The organism is Nonomuraea sp. NPDC003754, from assembly GCF_053605785.1.
The window spans coordinates 22,247-39,710 of record NZ_JBSGJX010000038.1 but is presented as its reverse complement, the minus strand read 5'-3'; the positions used below and the strand labels follow the sequence as shown (position 1 = coordinate 39,710).

The following is a 17,464-nucleotide window of genomic DNA, read 5'->3' as shown; positions in this document are numbered from 1 at the left end:
CAGTCTCATGTTTACGTAAACATACGCTATCGGGCCCGCCCGGTTCGAGCCGTCCGGGCGGGCCCTCCTACCAGGCGACAGGGAGCCGGCGCACGCCGTAGATGGTCATGTCCGTCCGCAGCGGGATCTCCTCGTGCGGTACGGCCAGCCGCAGGCCGGGGAAGCGGTCGAGGAGCGCGCGGTAGGCGACGCGGAGCTCGATCCTGGCGAGCTGGTGGCCGAGACACTGGTGGATGCCGTGCCCGAAGGCCAGATGCCCGGCCGTCGGCGGCCGGGTGACGTCGAGGACCTCCGGGTCGGCGAACCGTTCGGGATCGCGGTTGGCGGCGGGGATGGAGACCGTCACCACCTGCCCCTTCCTGATCGTCCGGCCGCCGATCTCGACGTCCTCCAGCGCGGCCCTGAGCGGACCGAGATGGGCGACGGACAGGTACCGCAGCAGCTCCTCGACGGCACCGTCCAGCAGGGACGGGTCCTCACGCAGGGCGGCGAGCTGCGCCGGGGCGCTCAGCAGGGCGTAGGCGCCCAGTCCCAGCATGTTCGCCGTGGTCTCGTGCCCGGCGACCAGGAGCAGCAGCCCCATCCCGGCGATCTCCTCGTGGGTGGCCTCCCCGGCGGCCACCAGGCCGCTGAGCAGGTCGTCGCCCGGTTCGGCCCGCTTCCTCGCGACGAGCTCGAAGAGGTAGCCGAACAGCGCCGCCGTCGCCGCCCCCACCTCCTCCTTGCCCGACCCCACCCGCAGCGCCGTGGCGGCGTCGCGCTGGAAGCGCTCCCGGTCGGCGTACGGCACGCCGAGCAGCTCGCAGATCACCAGGGACGGGACGGGCAGCGCGAACTCCTGGACCAGGTCGGCGGGCGCGCCCCCGTCCTCCATCGCGTCCAGCGCGTCCGCTGCGATCCGGGCGATACGTGGTTCGAGCCTGTTCATCCGGCGCACGGTGAACTGGGCGGCCAGGTGCCTGCGCAGGCGGGTGTGGTCGGGCGGGTCCATCTGGAGGAAGAAACCGGGAGGCGTGGCGAAGTTCTCCGGAGCGAGCCCCTCCCAGCGGATCGGCCAGCGCAGATTCTCCATGCGGCTGCTGAAGCGGGGGTCGGCCAGCACGGCCCTGACCGCGGAGAAGCCGGTCACCAGCCAGCCCTCGTGGCCGTCGGGATAGCTCAGCGGCCGGATGGGCGCTTCCTCCCTCCAGCGGCGAAGCACCTCGGGAGGGTCGAAGGGGGACGGGCGCTCTGTCGGAAAGGTGACGGGGGTGGGTGCCGCATCGGTCATGAGACGCTCCTTCGTCGGGCTCTACATCTGTAGATACCTCTACAGATGTAGAGTAGCGAGGAGCCGCCGCGGCCCGGTGACGAGGTCTTCCTGGAAGGCCGGCGATGCCCTCCGGTCACCGCTCGCCGGCGGCGCTCAGCAGCGAGCCGATCGCGGGGCGCAGGTCGGGAACCTCGTCCGAGTCCGCGCCGACCAGGCGGTCGAACAGCAGCCCGTCGGCGAAGGCCAGCAGGTCACGGGCCCACAGGTCGGCGTCGGGCACGCCCCAGGCGGCCAGCAACTCGACGACCATGGCGCGCAGCCGGGCCCCGCCGGCGACGAGCACCCCGCGCAGCTCCGGTCGCCGGGTCGCCTCCAGGGACAGCTCGTACCTCGCCAGCTGGCGATCACGGTCAGTGGTGAGCCACCGCCCGATCACCTCCGCGACGGCGTCGACCAGACCGTCCCGGCCGGGCGTCGACGACTCCGCCAGCTCCCGCAACGCGGCCAGGTCGGCGGCGGTGTGCTCGGCCAGCCGTTCGACCGTCGCCTGAAGCAGCGACTGACGGGTGCGGAAGTAGTACGACGTCGACCCCTCCGGCAGGCCGGCGGCCCGATCGACGGCACGGTGGGTCAACCCGCGCATGCCCTCCGCGGCGAGGAGGGAGATCGCCACGTCGGCGATCTCTTGTCTTCTGGACACTCACCAAGTGTAGAGACGGGCGCGCCTACTCCTCCAAAGCGGCGAGCAGCCGGTCGCTCTCGCCCGTCCAGTAGGCCAGTCCCAGGCGGGCGTGGGTCTCCCGGGCCCGCCGGGCGTGCCGGCGCGCGAGGTCGCGATCGCCCGTCGCGCCGGCCAGTTCGGCCAGCACCATGTGCATCGATCCCCACGCGGCACCGCCCATGCCGCTCACGACAAGCCGTTCGGCGTACGGCGCGAGCCTGCGGTAGTGGGCGGCGGGGTCGGGCGCCCGCAGCCGCGCGGCGACATGACCCCAGACGACCGTCAGGAACTCGGTGGCCCAGTCCTCGCGGACCTCGCTGCCCCACCGCTCCAGCAGCCGGCGGGCGAGCGCGGTGTCGCCGACGTCGAGAGCGGCCAGCACGGCGACGGGGCGCAGCGGCACGAGGCCGGGGTCGTGCGCCCGGGAGATCAGCCGGTCGGCGATCTCGGCCACCCGGCCCTGACCGCGCCTGCAGGTGTACAGGGTGATCAGACCGGGGTAGTCGACCGCCCACATGCCGATCCCCTCGAGCAGCGCGGTGAACTCGGCGGCCAGAACCTCGGCCCGTTCCCAGTGGCCGCGCAGGTTGTGGCCCGCGGCCTCGGCGATCCGGGCCATGCCGGTGAGCTCGGGCCGCTTGAGCTCGTCCACCAGCCACCGGCAGCGGGACAGGTCGCGCTCCCACGCGACCAGTTCGCCGGCCCGCAGCAGGTGCGCCATGCGGAAGACCCGCGCCACCGCCTCGGTCGGCGGGTCCAGCGGCAGGGACAGCATCTCCTCGACCGCCTGGCGGCGCTGCTCCTCGCGTTCCGGCACCCATGCCGCCACCAGGTAGTTGTTGAGCGAGCGGGCCAGCAGGCCAGGATCACCCGTACGGCGGGCCACCCGCACGCCCTCCTCGGCCAGCCGTTCCCCCTCGGCGCGGCGCGGGGAGTAGTAGAGCTCCAGGCCGAGGTTGCCCAGCACGGTCGCCCGTTCGGCGTCGCCGAGCGGCTCGGCCACCAGGCTCTCGAGCAGGGCGATCATCGTCGCGTCGACCTCGCCGTAATGGCGCCAGTTCCACACCGACAGGCCACCGAACACCTTGACGGCCTCGATCAGCGTGGCGCGGTCGCCGATCCGGGCGGCGAGCGTGATCGCCTCCTCCAGCGCCGACCGTGCCCCGCTCAGATCCCCGACCACTCTCAGCGCCTCGCCGTGGCCGACCAGCAGGGCGCAGCGCCGCGCGGGATCGGCGGGGCCGAGCGCGGTGAGAGCCTTCGCCCACCAGGTGACCGCCTCGGCGTACGCGCATCGCGAGGCGGCCTGGCCGGCCGCCCGGACGGCGTAGTCGACCGCCTGCGCCGCGCCGCCGGCGCGGGAGGCCATGACGAAGTGATGGGCGAGCACGGACACCTCGACGCCGGGCAGCGTCTCCAGCGCCAGTCCCGCACGCAGGTGCAGCTGAGCCTTGCGGACGCGACTGAGGTCGGCGTAGAGGGCGTCGCGCACGAGGGCGTGCGAGAAGCGGTAGTCGAAACCGTCCGGGACCTCGACGAGCAGCCCCGTCGCCACTGCCGGTTCCAGCAGCGCCATGACCTCCTCCGCGGGTGCGCCGCTGACGGCTTCGATGGCGTCGAGGCTCACCTCCCGGCCGAGAACCGCTGCCGAGCCGAGCAGGGCGCGGGTCTGCTCCGGCAGCCGGGCCACGCGGCGGCCGATCACCTCCCGCACCCCGGCCGGGACGCCGAGGGAGGCCGCGTCGAGCCGGTGCTCGCTGTCCAGCAGCCTGATCAGTTCGCCCAGGTAGAAGGGGTTGCCGGCGGTCCGGTCGAAGAGCACGCCGGCCAGCCGCGGGTCGGGCAGGCCGCGCCCGGTCAGGTAGGTGAGAACGTCCTCCCTGGTGAAGGGCGGGAGCGCGAGGCGCTCGGTGCCGCGTTCGCGGGCGAGGGCGGCCAGGGTGTCGCGCAGCTGGTCGGGGTCGCCGCCGGGTTCCGGCCGCATGGTCGCCAGCACCAGCACCGACGTCCTGTGCAGCGCTCCCGCCGCGAAGGCCAGCAGGCGCAGGGACGACGCGTCGGCCCAGTGCAGGTCCTCCAGCACGACGAGCACCGGGCCCACCGACCTGAGCGCGTGGACCACGCGTTCGTGCAGCTCGAACAGGGCGGCGCCGGGGTCACCGTCCCGTCTCGCGGTGACCCCGGACAGCGCGCCCAGCGCGTCGGCGGCGTCCTCGCCGAGGTCGCGCAGCACCTGCAGCCATGGCCAGAAGGCCGGGGCGCCCGTGTCCTCGGCACAACGTCCCCACGCGACAGCCAGTCCCAGCGCGTCCGTCTCGTCCGCCACCGCCTCCGCGAGGCTGGTCTTGCCGATCCCCGCCTCGCCGGAGACCAGGAGCACGCCGCCCCGGCCGCGCCGGGCTTCCGCCAGGCGCTCGCCGACCCGCTGGAGCTGCTCCTGCCTGGCGACCAGCCCGTCCCTCACGAGGGTGCCGGCCGGCCCAGGACTGACGGGGACGGGACCGACCGGGACAGAGCCGGCCGGGACAGGACCGGCCGGAACAGAGCCGGCCGAGACAGAGCCGACCGAGACAGAGCCGACCGGGACCGGACCGGCAGGGACGGCGGCGGCCCGGGCGGGACCGGCAGGGGCCGGTTCCAATACCGGCGACTGGTCGAAGACGTCCCGCTCCAGCCGCCGCAGCTCCGGACCCGGCTCCAGGCCCAGCTCGTCGGCGAGCCGCGCCCGGACCCTGCGCAGTGCCGCCAGGGCGTCGGCCTGCCGTCCCGAGCGGTAGAGGGCCAGGACCAGCAGCCGCCACAGGCGCTCCCGGAACGGGTACTCCTCCACCAGGCGTTCGAGATCGGCCACGCACGAACCGCTGTCACCCAGCGCCAGCCGGGCCTCGAACCAGTCCTCGGTCGCCGAGGCACGCAGTTCGGTGAACCGCGCGACGACCGGCTGGACGAAGTCGTGGCCGGCGAACTCGGCGAGCGGCTCGCCGCGCCACGTCTCCAGCGAGCGGCGCAGGAGATCGGCCGCCGTGTCGTGGTCGTGCTGGACGAGCGCCCTGCGGCCGTCCTCGGCGAGGGTGGTGAAACGGACCAGGTCCACCTGGTGGGGTGCGACGGCCAGCAGGTAGCCGGGCTCCCTGGTGATCAGCACCTTCGGCGGCGTGCGCGGCGGCCGCCCCGGCTCCAGGGCGCGGCGCAGCTGGGAGATGTAGGCCTGGAGCGTTCCCGTGGCGCTCGACGGCGCCTCCCCTGACCACAGCTCGTCGATGAGGCGGTCGAGGGAGACGACGCGCCCCGGCTCCAGGGCGAGCACGGCCAGCACCGCCCGCTGCTTGCGCCCCCCGAGATCGACGGCGTGCCCCGCCGAGTCCGTCACCTCGAACGGGCCGAACAGCCGAAAGTCCACGCTTCCTCACCAGAGCCGGAAAAACACTCGAAAAGTGTAGGGCCATGCCGCGGGAACCCGTGGACTCCTAGTCACCTCCTACTCGCCTGCAAACCAGCTGCGGCAGGCTATGGCGCGAATGCCGCAGTGATCAGGAGGAAAGTGTGACATCCATCGGAACCGACCTGCGCCGCGTGGTGCGCGGCCGTGTCCTCGCGCCCGGCGACGACGCGTTCGAGACCGCCAGGCTGCCCTGGAACCGGGCGATCGACCAGCAGGTACGGGCGGTCGTCGAGATCGAGGACGCGGCCGACGCCGCCGCCGTCATCCGCTACGCCAAGCTGCACGGCGTCGGTGTCACCGCGCAGGCCGGCGGGCACGGCGCCTCGTCCCATCTCGACGGGACCATCCTGGTCCGCACCGGACGCCTGCGGGGGATCGACGTCCGGCCGGAGCAGCGGATCGCCCAGGTCGAGGCGGGCGTGCAGTGGGGCGACCTGCTCCTCGCGACCGGCAAGCACGGGCTGACCGGCCTGCCGGGCAGTTCCCCCGTCGTCAGCGTCACCGGTTACACCCTCGGCGGCGGCATGAGCTGGTTCGGCCGCCGGTACGGGCTGGCCGCCAACGCCGTGCGCGCGTTCGACGTCGTCGACGCCGACGGCGCTCGCGCCCACGTCACGGCGGAGTCGGACCCGGACCTGTTCTGGGCCCTGCGCGGCGGAGGCGGCGACTTCGCGCTCGTGACCTCGATGGAGGTGGACCTGCACCCGGCGCCCGTCCTGTACGGCGGGCGGCTGCTGTGGCCGGCCGACCGCGCCCCGCAGGTGCTGGACGCCTTCAGGGAGGTCACCGCCACGGCCCCGGACGAGCTGACCGTCTGGTTCACCATGCTCAGGTTCCCGCCGCTCCCCCACGTGCCCGAGCCGTTGCGCGGCCTCGCCGCCGTCGCGATCGACACCACGTACCTGGGCGCGGACGACGAGGCGCGGGCCCTGCTCCAGCGCTTCGAGACCATCCCGGGCACGATCCTCGACACGCGCGCGCCCATGGCGCTGGACGCCCTCGGCGGCATCTGCGCCGAGCCGACCCAGCCCGTGCCCGGGATGCAACGCGGCGACCTGCTGGTCGGGCTCGACGACGACGTGGCCGCCGACCTCCTCGCGGCGGCAGGCGGCATCGCGCCGCTGGCCGCCGTGCAGGTGCGTCACCTCGGCGGCGCCCTGAGCCGCCCGACCCCCGGCTCCGGCGCGTGCGGCCATCTGGCGGAGCCGTACCTGCTGGGGTTGCTCGGCCCCGTCCCGACTCCCGAGGCGGCACAGGCGGTCAGGGAACGGCAGGCGGAGATCTCGCGCGCGATGATGGCCCACACCACCGGCCGCAAGCCGTACACCTATCTGGGCGGCGGGGAGAAGACCGCCGCCGCCTTCCCCCGGGACGTCATGTCGCGGCTGCGCGACATCAAGCGCCGTCGGGACCCTGCCGGAGTCATCCGGAGCAACCACCCCGTGCTCATCTCGTGAGACGGTCCGCCCGCGGGCGAGGGCGGACCGGCGGTCATCGCGGAGCGGACGGACGACGGCGTCCTCCGGATCCGCGGCCTCCGGCCCGCCCGGGACCGTCGGGCAGGCCCTAGTTGTACTTGTACAGCCGCGTCGCCACCTGGCGGTCGTCGTCGAACACCGAGGCGCGGTACATGCTCACCGGAAGGTCGTCGTGCACGGCCTTCCCGCAGGTGTTCAGCCCGGCCAGCTGGTGGATCTCGAAGCGCGCCGTGGGGTCGCCGTCCAGGAAGTACTCCGCCCGCGCCTGGTGCCGGTCGGCGCCGGTGTCACACGCGTAGACGAAGGTCTTCTTCCCGCCGAAGCACATGCTGGCGGCGCCCTTCGTCGAGGTGCAGATCTCGGAGCGGGCCCGCGCACCGGCCGGGGTCACGCGGGTTTCCCGCTTGACGGGGTTCTTGGTGACGTCGCGGACCGTCCGCCACGCGCTGACCCTGATCCGCTCGTCACCGCTGTAGACGGCGGCCCGGAACGTGACGGTCTTGCCGATCCGGCGGTTCCCCTTGATCTCACCCTTGCGGGCGAGGTTGTGGATGACGTACTTCGTGCCCAGGTAGCCGTTCTGGTAGTACTCGACCGCGGCGTGGAGCCTGTCCTTGCGCGTGTCCTCGATCGTTATGCCGGGCAGGGAGCCCTGGTCCACTCCCACGCACGCCCTCGCGCCTTTGACGCGGACGCACTCGGCCGGCGCCGAACCCACCGTCGTGGACACCGCGGCCGGAGTGACCACGCCGACCGCCGCGGTGCTGACGCGGGCCACCGGAGCAGGGCGGGCCTGGACCTCCGCCGCGGCTCCCTCCACGCCGAACGCCGCGGTCATCACCATGACCACGGCGGCCAACCTGCGATCTAATACCATTCGTCCCTCCAACCTCAGCTGTCACATGTTCCAGGTGTGACGCGCCGCATGCGGTAAAGGTTCGGATGTGGAGGGATATGACCGTCAGGCCGTGGCCGGTCGCGCTCCCGGGCCGTACCGGTGAAGCAGCGGCTCGCCGCGGTTATCCCGCGCCGGGCCAGGCTCACCGCGGCTCGCGTCAGGCGGGGGCGACGCGGGCGAGCGCGTTCAGCAGGTGCGGCAGCGCGGGCCCCGGTGGGCCCGGGGGTACGGCCAGCGACGTGGTGAGGGCGGGCTCGGCCAGCGGCCGCAGCGTGACACCCGGAAGCACCGGCAGCCCGTTGACCTCGTAGAAGACCGTCCACGACGGTGTCCCGGCGCCGATCGCGGTGAGGGTCTCCTGGAAGCCGGTGAACGGCGGCCCGAGCGTGGGTTCGGCGCCGGCCGCGCGCATCGTCCCGACGACCAGGTCGTGGAACGGGGGATTGTCCTGTCGTGGCGCGAGGCGGAGCGGCAGGTCGGCCAGGTGCGCCAACCGCAGGTCGGGCGTCTCGGCCCGGGGATCGCTCGAGGGGAGCGCGACGTACAGGGCGTCGGTCCAGACCGGGAGCAGTTCCAGCCCCGGTGCCGCGGTCATCGCCCGGACGAACGCGGCGTCCAGTTCCCCGGAGCGCACCGCGGCCAGCCGCTCGGCCAGCGGCAGCCGCCGCGGCCTGACGCGCAGCCGCGGAGCGAGGCGGGACAGCTCGGCGAGCACCTGGAAGATCCGGTCACCCGGCCCCTGGATGACGCCCAGCCGGAGCACGCCGTCCGTGCCCGCGGCGATGTCGGCGGCCACCTGCCTGGTGCGATCCGCGGCGGCCAGGACGCCACGGGCCTCGGCGAGCAGCCGCTCGCCCGCACCGGACAGGCTCACGTGCCGCGTGGAGCGGTCGAACAGCCGCACGCCGAGTTCCCGCTCCAGCCGCTGGATCTGCTGGCTGACCGCCGACTGCACGATGCTCAGCCGCTCGGCCGCGCGGGCGAACCCGCCTTCCTCGGCCACCGCCACGAAGTACTGCAGCTGGCGAAGCTCCACGCGTTACCCCGATTTATCGCGATCGGTGATTTCTGCAGGTGACAACTGCCGGTGGCTCCGGTGATGTTCCCGCGATCGAATGAGAGCCCGCTCTCGATCAAGGAGATGACCATGACGACCATCGGTGGAGCGCTTGTCGTGCGCCCGGAGGAGGCCGAGGAGGTGGCCCTGCCGCACGGCGGCGGTTTCCGCCTGCTGGCCGACGCCGGCCATACCGGGGGTGCGCTGGGGGCCAACCGCCTCGTGCTGGGCGAAGGCGCCGTCGGCGCCCGCCCGCACCACCACGTCCGGTCCACGGAACTGTTCTACGTCGTCGACGGCGAGCTGGAGTTCTGGCTCGACGGCGCCACGACGCGGGTCGGCAGGGGCGCCGTGGTCGTGGTGCCGCCACGGATGCCGCACGCCTTCGGCGCGGCGCCCGCCCGCACCGCCGAACTGCTGGCGATCCTGGCACCCGGCGTCGACCGTTTCGGCTACTTCCGCGCTCTCGGGCGCATCCAGCACGGGCTGGACTCCTTCGAGAGCCTGCTGCCCGAGCAGGAACGGTACGACGTGCACTTCCTCGACGCCACCGTCTGGCCCCGCTGAGCAAGGAGTTCGCATGTCACACACCATCGCGACCACGGGCGCCTCGGCACCGGACAGGGATCACGGACCGCTGTCGACCGCGCTGCGCCTGGGGGCGCTCTTCGGGCCGGCGGTCTTCGGGGTCACGGCGGCCGGTGTGGCGCTCCCCCAGGTCGCGGCCGAGCTGCGGGCGCAGCCGGACGCCGTGGCGTGGGTGCTGACCGCCCACGCGCTGGCCCTCGGTGTGGGCACGGCCGTCTTCGGCCGCCTGGCCGACACCCGCGGCCTGCGCGTCGCGCTCTGGATCGGCGCGCTCCTGCTCGGCGCCGGAGCGATCATCTGCCTGGCCGCGCCGGGGCTGGGCGTTCTGGTGGCCGGGCGGCTGGTCCTCGCGGCCGGATCCGGCGCGATGGCCGCCGGCGGGGCGGCCCTGGCCGCGGCGGTGCCACCGGACCGCCGCTTCCGCGTCCTGGCCGGGTACGGCGTCGTCATCGCGGCGTTCGCGGCCTGCGCCACCCTGGTCGGCGGTGTCGTCGCGACGTGGGTCTCCTGGCGCGCGACGCTGATCCTCCCGGCGCTGTCGCTGGCCGCCGTACCCCTCTGCCTGCCCCTGGTACGGCGGGCCGGGACCGGCCGTAGCCTCGACGTGACCGGCGCCGCCCTGCTGACGCTGGTCGCGACCACGCTCCTGGTGGCCATCCAGTCCGGGACCCTGCGACTGCCCGCCGCGCTGGTCGTCGCGCTGGTCTGCTGCCTCGTCCCCGCCGCCGCCGCGCTGGCCTGGTGGACCCGGCGGCACGCGGACGGCTTCCTCCCCCACGCGGTGATCACCGACCGCGCGTTCCTGGCGGCGGTCGCCATCGGCGCGAGCGTCTTCGCCGGGCTGTTCGCCACCATGTACGCGGCGCCGCAGATCCTGGCCCGATCCCACGGCTGGAGCGTGCTCGCCATCGGGGCGGCGCTGTTGCCCGGCGCCGTCGTGGGCGCCGTCCTCGCCCGTACGGCGGGAAGGTTCCACCCCGGCGACCGGCGCCGCCTGCTGGCCGCGACGGCGCTGGTCACCGCCGCCGCGCTGGCCGTCGCCGCGACCGGCGCGGCCGGGCCATGGGCCGTGGTGGCCGCCGCCTCGCTCAGCCTGTCCGCCTTCGCCGTCACCCAGGTCGTCCTGACCGGCGAGATGTCGGCGCGGCTTCCGATCCAGCTACGCGGTGTGGGGATGGGGCTGCTCAACCTGACGTTCTTCGTCGGCGGCGCGGCCGGCTCGGCGGTGACCAGCGCGCTGTCGGGAGGACTGGGGCTGACCCGGGCGCTGGCCGTGGTCGCGGCGTTCTCGGTCGCCGCGGCGGTGCTGGCGCTGTCCACCCGCCCGGCCGAGACCGCGTGATGTGACCCGCCGGGGCGGTCCGCCGTTGACCGGCCCGGATGGCGGGATCCAGGGTGGGCGGCGGCGCCCGCCCGCGCTCCGACGGCGTGCCCGATTCGGGTGGTTATCGCACCACAGGGGAAATGTTGCGGGATTGATGGCTGTGTCCTGAATGGATACCCTCCGGGAGGATTCACCTAGCCGTTCGGAGTCGTTCATGCGCGATGTGGGCGGATTAGTCGGGCGTGAAACCGCGTTTCAGGCCCTCCTGGAGGCCATGACGCACCCACCGTCGGTGGCCCTGGTGGAGGGAGAGCCGGGCATCGGCAAGACCACGCTGGTGCACGCGGCGGCTCAGGCGCGCGGAACCGGCAGCACGCTCCTGCTCGGCCACTGCCACCAGCTGCGCGAGCCGTTCCCCTACGGCCCCGTCTTCGAGGCGCTGCGCTACCTGACGGACCGGCTGCCTCCCGTGGGGCGGCTCAACCCGGTGACCGGGGCGCTGCGCGGCCACCTGCCCGAACTGTCGGACGTGCTGCCCCCGGCGCCCGCCGAGCTGGCCGACCCCGGAGCCGAACGCCACCGGCTGTTCCGCGCCGTCCACGAGCTGCTGGCCGCGGCCGGCCCCGCCGTACTCGTCGTCGAGGACCTGCACTGGGCGGACGACGGCACCCAGGACCTGCTGCACTTCCTGCGGCGCAGGCCCCCGGAAGGGCTCACGCTCGTCCTGACCTACCGCAGGCAGGACCTGCCCGCCGCCGGGCTGCCGCTCGTCGCCTCCTACCGCCAGTCGCCCGAGGCCACCAGTGTGCTGATCCCCCTCGGCCCGCTCGACGCCCGCGACGTCGGCACGCTGGCGGCCACCCTGCTCGACCGGCCCGAGCTGCCGCCGGAGTTCGTCACCCGGCTGCACGAGCGCACCTCCGGCATCCCGTTCCTGGTGGAGGAGGTGGTGCGCTCGCTGGGCGACGACTGGCGTCCCGAGGCGCTCGACCGCGCGGGGGTGCCGCTGCTGCTGCGCGAGTCGATGACCGAGCGGCTGGCCAGGCTCTCCCCCGCGGCTCTCGGCATCGTCCGGGCCGCGGCCGTCCTGCGCCTGCCGGTCGGAGAGGCGCAGCTCGCCGCGGTGGCCGGCGACACGGGCGGGCTGGTCGAGGCGCTGCGGCTCGGCGTGCTCCACGAGTACCCCGACGGCAGGTACGGCTTCCGCCACACCCTCGCCCAGGAGGCCGTGTACGACACGATCCCCGGCCCCGACCGCAGGCTCGCCCACGAGCGGGCCGTCGCCACGCTGGCCACGGGCGACCCCCCGCCCCTGGTCCAGCTCACCTTCCACGCGCGCAGGTCGGGCGACACGGCGGCCTGGCTGAGGTACGGCGCCGCGGCGGCGGCCCGCGCGGCGGCCGTGGGCGACACCCCTCTCGCGGTCGAGGTTCTGGAGGAGATGCTCGCCGACCCCAAGCTGCCGGAATCCGAGCAGGCCGCGCTGGTGCTCATGCTGGGCCGCCTGTCGCTGGCCGGCCTGTCCTACCCGCGGGTGATCAGGCTGCTCAGGCACCTGCTCGCCGACGACCGGCTCTCCCGCGACCTGCGCGGCGAGGCGCGGCTGTCGCTCGGGCTGATGCTGTTCGGTCAGGGCGGCGACGTGGCCGCGGGACGCTCGGCGATCCTGACAGCCGTGGAGGAGCTGGGCGACCGGCCCCTGGCGGCGAGGGGCCTGGCCGCGCTGGCGATGCCCGCGTGGGGCGAGGAGAGCCTGCCGACGCACGAGAAGTGGATGGCGTGGGCGGAGGAGCTGGCCGCCACCTCCGACGACGCCGAACTCACGGCGGCGGTGCGCGGGAACAGGGCGGCGCTGGCCATGGCGGTCGGCGCGCCGGAGGCCGGCGCCCTGGCCGCCGCGCTGCCCGCCACGGACCCGTCGGCCGCCGTCCGCAGGCAGGTGGCGCGCAGCTACTGCAACCTGTACGACATGGCGGCCAACCTGGGCCGCTACGCCGAGGCCGAGACGTACGGCAGGCAGGTGCGCACGCTGGCCGAGGAGACGGGGGCGTTCTTCCCCGCCCAGCTCGCCCAGGGGGTGACGCTGCGCGTCGACCTGATGACCGGCCGGTGGGACGGCCTGGCGGCCAGGGCGGCCGCCGCGACCGAGGCCGTGGAGGAGTCGCCGGTGGCGGCGATGGAGGCGCACTTCGTGCTCGGCCGGCTCGCGCTGGCCTCGGGCGAGTGGGCCGAGGCCGCCGCCCGCCTGCGCGCGGCGGGGCTCGACGACCCCGGCGAACGCTACCTGCCGCTGGTGCTGGCCGCGTGGGGCGGCCTCATCGAGCTGCTGCTCGCCAGGGGCGAACTCGCGCGCGCGGTGGCGGAGTCGGGCAGGGCGGTGGCCAGGCTGCGCGACAAGGGGGTGTGGGTCTGGGGCGACGAGGTCGTGCCGCCCGCCGTCACCGCGCTTGTCGAGGTCGGCCGGGTGACCGAGGCGGCCGAGCTGACGTCGTTGTTCGCCGAGGGGATCGCCGGGAGGGCGGCGCCGTCCGCGGCGGCCGCGGTGCGTCTCGCGCGGGGCGCCGTCGAGAGCGCGCAGGACAGGCACGAGAGCGCCGCCGAGCAGTTCGCGCTGGCGCGGGCCGCCTACGCCGCCATGCCGCAGCCGTATGCCGCGGCCCGCGCGGGAGAGGCGGAGGCCCGCGCCAGGCTCGCGCTGGGTGACCGTACGGCCGCCGCCGCGGCGCTGGCCGAGGCCGCCGAACGCTTCACCGCGCTGGGCGCCACCCGTGACGCCGCCCGATGCCGTCACGAGCTGCGCGAGTGCGGCGTGCCCACCCCCGGGATGCGCCGCAGGGCCTCCGGCCTGCTGTCGCCCCGGGAGCGGGAGGTGGCCAGGCTGGTCGCGCTCGGCCGGACCAACAAGGAGATCGCCGAGGTGCTGTTCCTGTCGCGCCGTACGGTCGACACCCACGTGGCCACCCTGCTGCGCAAGCTCGGGGTGCGCTCGCGCACCGAGATCGTGGTCCCGGCCGAGGATCCGGCCGGGACCACGGGTGCCTCCTAGACGGTGATGCTCCAGGAGTCCAGGATTCCGTTGTCGAAGAAGTAGACGTCCTCGATCTCCAGCACCCATGTGCCGGCCGCCGGCTGGGTCACGGGCACCGAGAAGTTCCTGGTGCCGAAGACCGAGCAGGAGGTGCCGCCGGCCGACCTGAGCTTGTACCACGCGCCGTTCGGGCCGCGCAGCCAGATCTCCAGGTCCTCGATGCAGGTGTGCGTGCTGGTGATCGAGACCTTCACCGGCGAGACGGCGTTACCGCTGGCGGTGGAGGTGATCGGGCTCTGGACGGTCGAGAAGTCGTTGATGCGGTAGTCGGTGTCGTTGCGGAAGGTGCGCCCGGGCTGGGAGGTCTGCACGGTCAGCGTGTACACCGTGGTGTGGCTGCCCGTCTCGCCGGTGCCGACGATCGTCAGCTGGTGGTTGCCCGCCGGGGTGCCGGCACCGGTGGTGATCGTCAGCGTGGAGCTGGCGCCCGAGGTCACCGACGACGGGTTGAAGTTGACCGTGACCCCTGCCGGCAGGCCGGTGATGGTCAGGTTGACCGTCTGCGCGGTGCCCGCGGTGGTCTGCGTGGCGACCGTCGTGGTGGTCGCCTGACCGGCCTGGACGGTGCCCGAGGAGGGGTTCACCGCGACGGAGAAGTCACGCGAGGTGGGCGTGCCCACCGCCAGCTTCCAGATGGCGTACGCCGAGGCGTCGGCGGCCCGGTCCAGGATCGTGTCGTTGATGTTGGTGGTGGTGTCGCAGGAGGCGTGGTAGCAGGAGTCGTAGGCCTGGCCTGCCGTGCCGCCCCACTTGGCGGCCTGCGCCGACGACTTGGTGTTGCTGGCGCCGGCCGCCACACCCGAGGTCGCGATGCCCGCGTTGCGGAAGGAGGCGTCGTCGGAGCGGTTGGCGCCCTCGGTGTTCTCCTCCGGCTGCAGGTTCAGCGCGTCGTAGAACGCCTTGAGGTGGGTGGCCGCGGTGGTGGTGATGTTGTTGATGAAGTAGCCGCCGTTGCGCGAGCCGACCATGTCGAAGTTGTGGTAGACCTGGATCTTCGAGCGCTCGGCCGAGCTGAGAGAGGCGACGTAGCCCTCGGAGCCGTTGAGACCCTGCTCCTCGTCGCTCCACCAGCCGAACCTGACGTGCTTGGCCATCGTCGGGTTCTTGGCGGCCAGTGTCAGCGCGACCTCGAGCAGCGCGCCGGAGCCCGAGCCGTTGTCGTTGATGCCGGGTCCCGCGGAGACGCTGTCGAGGTGCGCGCCTGCCATGACCACCTGGTTGGCGTCACCGCCCGGCCAGTCCGCGATCAGGTTGGGTCCCGCTCCCGAGCTGCAGGTGGAGCCGCAGTTCTGCCGTACGACCGTGTACCCGGCGGCGCGCAGCTTGTCCTCCAGGTAGGTGACCGAGGCGGTGTAGCCGGGGCCGGTGGACCTGCGGTTGCCGCCGTTGTTCGTGGCGATCGTCTGCAGCTGCGCCAGGTGCGCCTTCACGTTGGCCAGGCTGACGTCCGGCGGGTCGGTCGGGTTGGGGCCGCCGCCCACGGTCAGGGCGTAGGTGGCGGTGTGGGTCGCCGTCTGGCCGGTGCCGGTGACGGTCACGGTGAAGGTGCCGGCCGGCGTCGAACCGGTCGTCGCGATCGTCAGCGTGGAGGAGTTCCCGCTGGTCACCGAGGTGGGGTTGAACGTGGCCGTGGCGCCGGCGGGGAGCCCGGAGGCGGTCAGGTTCACCGTCTGCGCGGCGCCCGCCGTGGTCTGGGTGCCGACGGTGGTGGTCGCCGACTGCCCTGCCTGGACGGTGCCGGAGCCCGGGTTGGTGCTGATGGAGAAGTCCTGGCTCTGCCCGGTGCAGGTGGGTTCGCCGGCCTGCGCGGGCACGCTCACCGCGTTCCACGCCGCCTTGGTGGTGGCGCACTCGGGGCTGTTGGCGCCGTACAGCTCGGCCGCCGCGGCCAGCGACGCGGAGCGGACGTTCGCGTACCGCCAGGAGGAGGTCTTGCGGGCCAGCGCGCCCATGAAGATCTTGCCGGCCTTCTGGACGCCGACGCCGGTCACCGACGAGGGCCCGCCGGAACAGATCGGGCTGGGCGGCTTGCCGCCGCCCGGCGCCGACCCTTCGGCCAGCAGGTAGAACCAGTGGTTGAGCGGGCCGGCCGCCGCGTGCACCTCGGTGTTGGGAATCGAGGTCGACCAGCAGTTCGGGTCGCCGACGCGCGACGGGTTGTACATGTACCTGATCGGGCCGTCGCCGACCAGGTTGACCTCCTCACCCACCTCGTAGTCGGGCGGGTCTCCCGCGTTGTTGGCGTAGTGCTCGGTCAGGGCGCCGAAGATGTCGCCGGTGCCCTCGTTGATGCCGCCGTTCTCGTTGCCGGACCCGGCGCCGCCGGGAGTGGTCTGGAAGATGGCGTGGCCGAACTCGTGGCCGACGACGTCGATCGGGGTCGCCTGGCGCTGGTTGTCCTGGGAGTGGCCGAAGTTGGTGTAGCTGCCGTTCCAGTAGGCGTTGACGTCGGAGAGCCCGACCCTGGCGGGGAATCCGCGACCCTGGCCGTCGATGCCGTTGCGGCCGAGCCAGTCACGCAGCATGTCCCATTCCCGCTGCACGCTGTACAGCGCGTCGACGCAGGCGGTCTCCAGGTCGGTGCCGGAGTTGTTGCCCCAGGTGTCGTCGGGTCCCGTGTACGGCTGGCCGTTCTGGCCGCCGCACTGGATGCCGGGGCGGGAGGTGTCGACCATCCGGTAGGTGCCGCTGGACTGGCTGGTGTCGATGGTCACGCCGGAGTAGTAGTTGCCGTTGCCCGTGCCGGCCTTGACCTCGTCGTAGAAGTCGGCGACCCGGCCCGTGCGGGCGTCGACGAACACGTGCTGGCGGCTCGGCTTGCCGTCGGCGACGCCGGAGACGACGGTCTCCCACGCCAGCCTGGGTTGCCCGCCCCAGGCGAGCACGACCAGGCGGGGCGCCTCGCTGTCGTCGACCTTCGACAGCCTCCCCCTGGAGACCTCGATCGCCCGCTCGGCGGTGACCCGCGGCCGGACGTTCAGGTTCTGGGGGGCGGGGCCCGAGGCGGCGGTGGTGTCGCGCACCCGCCCCTCTGAGTCGGTGACGACGACCGCGTCGCCGCCGACGACCGGCAGGCCCTTGTAGGTGCGGTCGTAAGAGACGTAGAACATGCCACTGGCGCCGGCCGTCACGGCGCGGCGCCAGTAGGTCTCGTCAGGTCCCTTGCGTAACTCGTCCAGGCCGCTGGAGACGGCCTGGTCGGCCGCCTTCGCGGCCAGGCTCGCGGGATCGTTGCCCGCTGTCAGGTTCTGCTGGGGTTTCACGCCGGGAGGCGCGCTTGCGGCGGCGGGGTTGACCACCAGCGCAGTCGTGGTCGCCAGCCCGGCGACTGCCGCGAGAACGGATCTGCGTCTCACTCGCCAGTCCTTTCATGCGGCCGTCCACACCGGCCCGTTCGCTGAGCGGGCCGGGTGGAGGGCGGGGGGTGTTCGGCGGCTTGACAGTAGATCCGAACTGGCGGACAAGATATCCGTATGAATATCGGTACCAGTACCGAATTAGGACACGGGAGGAGAGGGCGGGCGGCGCCCGTGGCGCGGCGGCCACCCCCTCCAGGACGGCACGGCACCGTCTCGTAGACGGATGCACGAGGGCGGCTCGGCCCGAGGTCGGTGCT

At 73.5% G+C, this 17,464-nt stretch carries 10 protein-coding genes; 4 read left to right on the top strand and 6 right to left on the bottom strand.

Annotated features, from left to right (window positions below; all coding sequences use genetic code 11):
• Positions 1-67: 67 nt before the first annotated feature.
• From ACWEVS_RS35225 to ACWEVS_RS35215, 3 genes are all read right to left on the bottom strand, one after another.
• On the bottom strand, positions 68-1,270 hold the full coding sequence (locus ACWEVS_RS35225) for a cytochrome P450 (protein WP_449927009.1): 1,203 nt from the start codon (positions 1,268-1,270) through the stop codon (positions 68-70).
• A gap of 115 nt (positions 1,271-1,385) precedes the next feature.
• Positions 1,386-1,952: a TetR/AcrR family transcriptional regulator gene (locus ACWEVS_RS35220; RefSeq protein ID WP_449927012.1), complete on the bottom strand. Its 567-nt coding sequence runs from the start codon at positions 1,950-1,952 to the stop codon at positions 1,386-1,388.
• Positions 1,953-1,977: 25 nt separating this feature from the next.
• Positions 1,978-5,373 carry a BTAD domain-containing putative transcriptional regulator gene (locus ACWEVS_RS35215; protein ID WP_452555022.1) on the bottom strand — a complete coding sequence of 1,132 codons (3,396 nt, stop codon included), beginning with the start codon at positions 5,371-5,373 and terminating at the stop codon, positions 1,978-1,980.
• 143 nt (positions 5,374-5,516) lie between these two features.
• Here ACWEVS_RS35215 and ACWEVS_RS35210 point away from each other — a divergent pair, with 143 nt between their 5' ends.
• Positions 5,517-6,872: an FAD-binding oxidoreductase gene (locus tag ACWEVS_RS35210; RefSeq protein WP_449927018.1), complete on the top strand. Its 1,356-nt coding sequence runs from the start codon at positions 5,517-5,519 to the stop codon at positions 6,870-6,872.
• Positions 6,873-6,981: 109 nt separating this feature from the next.
• Here the strand turns inward: ACWEVS_RS35210 and ACWEVS_RS35205 are convergent, their stop codons facing one another.
• Positions 6,982-7,770 (bottom strand): hypothetical protein, encoded by a 789-nt coding sequence (locus ACWEVS_RS35205; RefSeq protein ID WP_449927021.1) that lies wholly within the window; start codon positions 7,768-7,770, stop codon positions 6,982-6,984.
• Positions 7,771-7,948: 178 nt separating this feature from the next.
• Complete coding sequence (locus ACWEVS_RS35200) at positions 7,949-8,827, bottom strand: LysR family transcriptional regulator (protein ID WP_449927024.1); 879 nt, start codon at positions 8,825-8,827, stop codon at positions 7,949-7,951.
• Between the two features lie 111 nt (positions 8,828-8,938).
• Between ACWEVS_RS35200 and ACWEVS_RS35195 the strand changes: the two genes are divergently transcribed.
• The 3 genes from ACWEVS_RS35195 to ACWEVS_RS35185 all read left to right on the top strand — a co-directional run bounded on the left by ACWEVS_RS35195 (position 8,939) and on the right by ACWEVS_RS35185 (position 13,806).
• Positions 8,939-9,415, top strand: coding sequence for a cupin domain-containing protein (locus tag ACWEVS_RS35195; RefSeq protein WP_449927027.1), 477 nt, complete (start codon positions 8,939-8,941; stop codon positions 9,413-9,415).
• A 13-nt stretch (positions 9,416-9,428) separates the two neighbouring features.
• Positions 9,429-10,778 carry an MFS transporter gene (locus ACWEVS_RS35190; protein WP_449927029.1) on the top strand — a complete coding sequence of 450 codons (1,350 nt, stop codon included), beginning with the start codon at positions 9,429-9,431 and terminating at the stop codon, positions 10,776-10,778.
• 256 nt (positions 10,779-11,034) lie between these two features.
• Entirely contained in the window at positions 11,035-13,806 is a 2,772-nt protein-coding gene (locus ACWEVS_RS35185; RefSeq protein WP_452555020.1) for a helix-turn-helix transcriptional regulator, read from the top strand.
• On the opposite strand, the gene ACWEVS_RS35180 is transcribed toward ACWEVS_RS35185, so the two are convergent.
• Positions 13,803-17,204 carry a M28 family peptidase gene (locus ACWEVS_RS35180; RefSeq protein ID WP_452555018.1) on the bottom strand — a complete coding sequence of 1,134 codons (3,402 nt, stop codon included), beginning with the start codon at positions 17,202-17,204 and terminating at the stop codon, positions 13,803-13,805. The two genes, ACWEVS_RS35185 and ACWEVS_RS35180, sit on opposite strands and share 4 nt — an antisense overlap.
• Positions 17,205-17,464 lie beyond the last annotated feature (260 nt).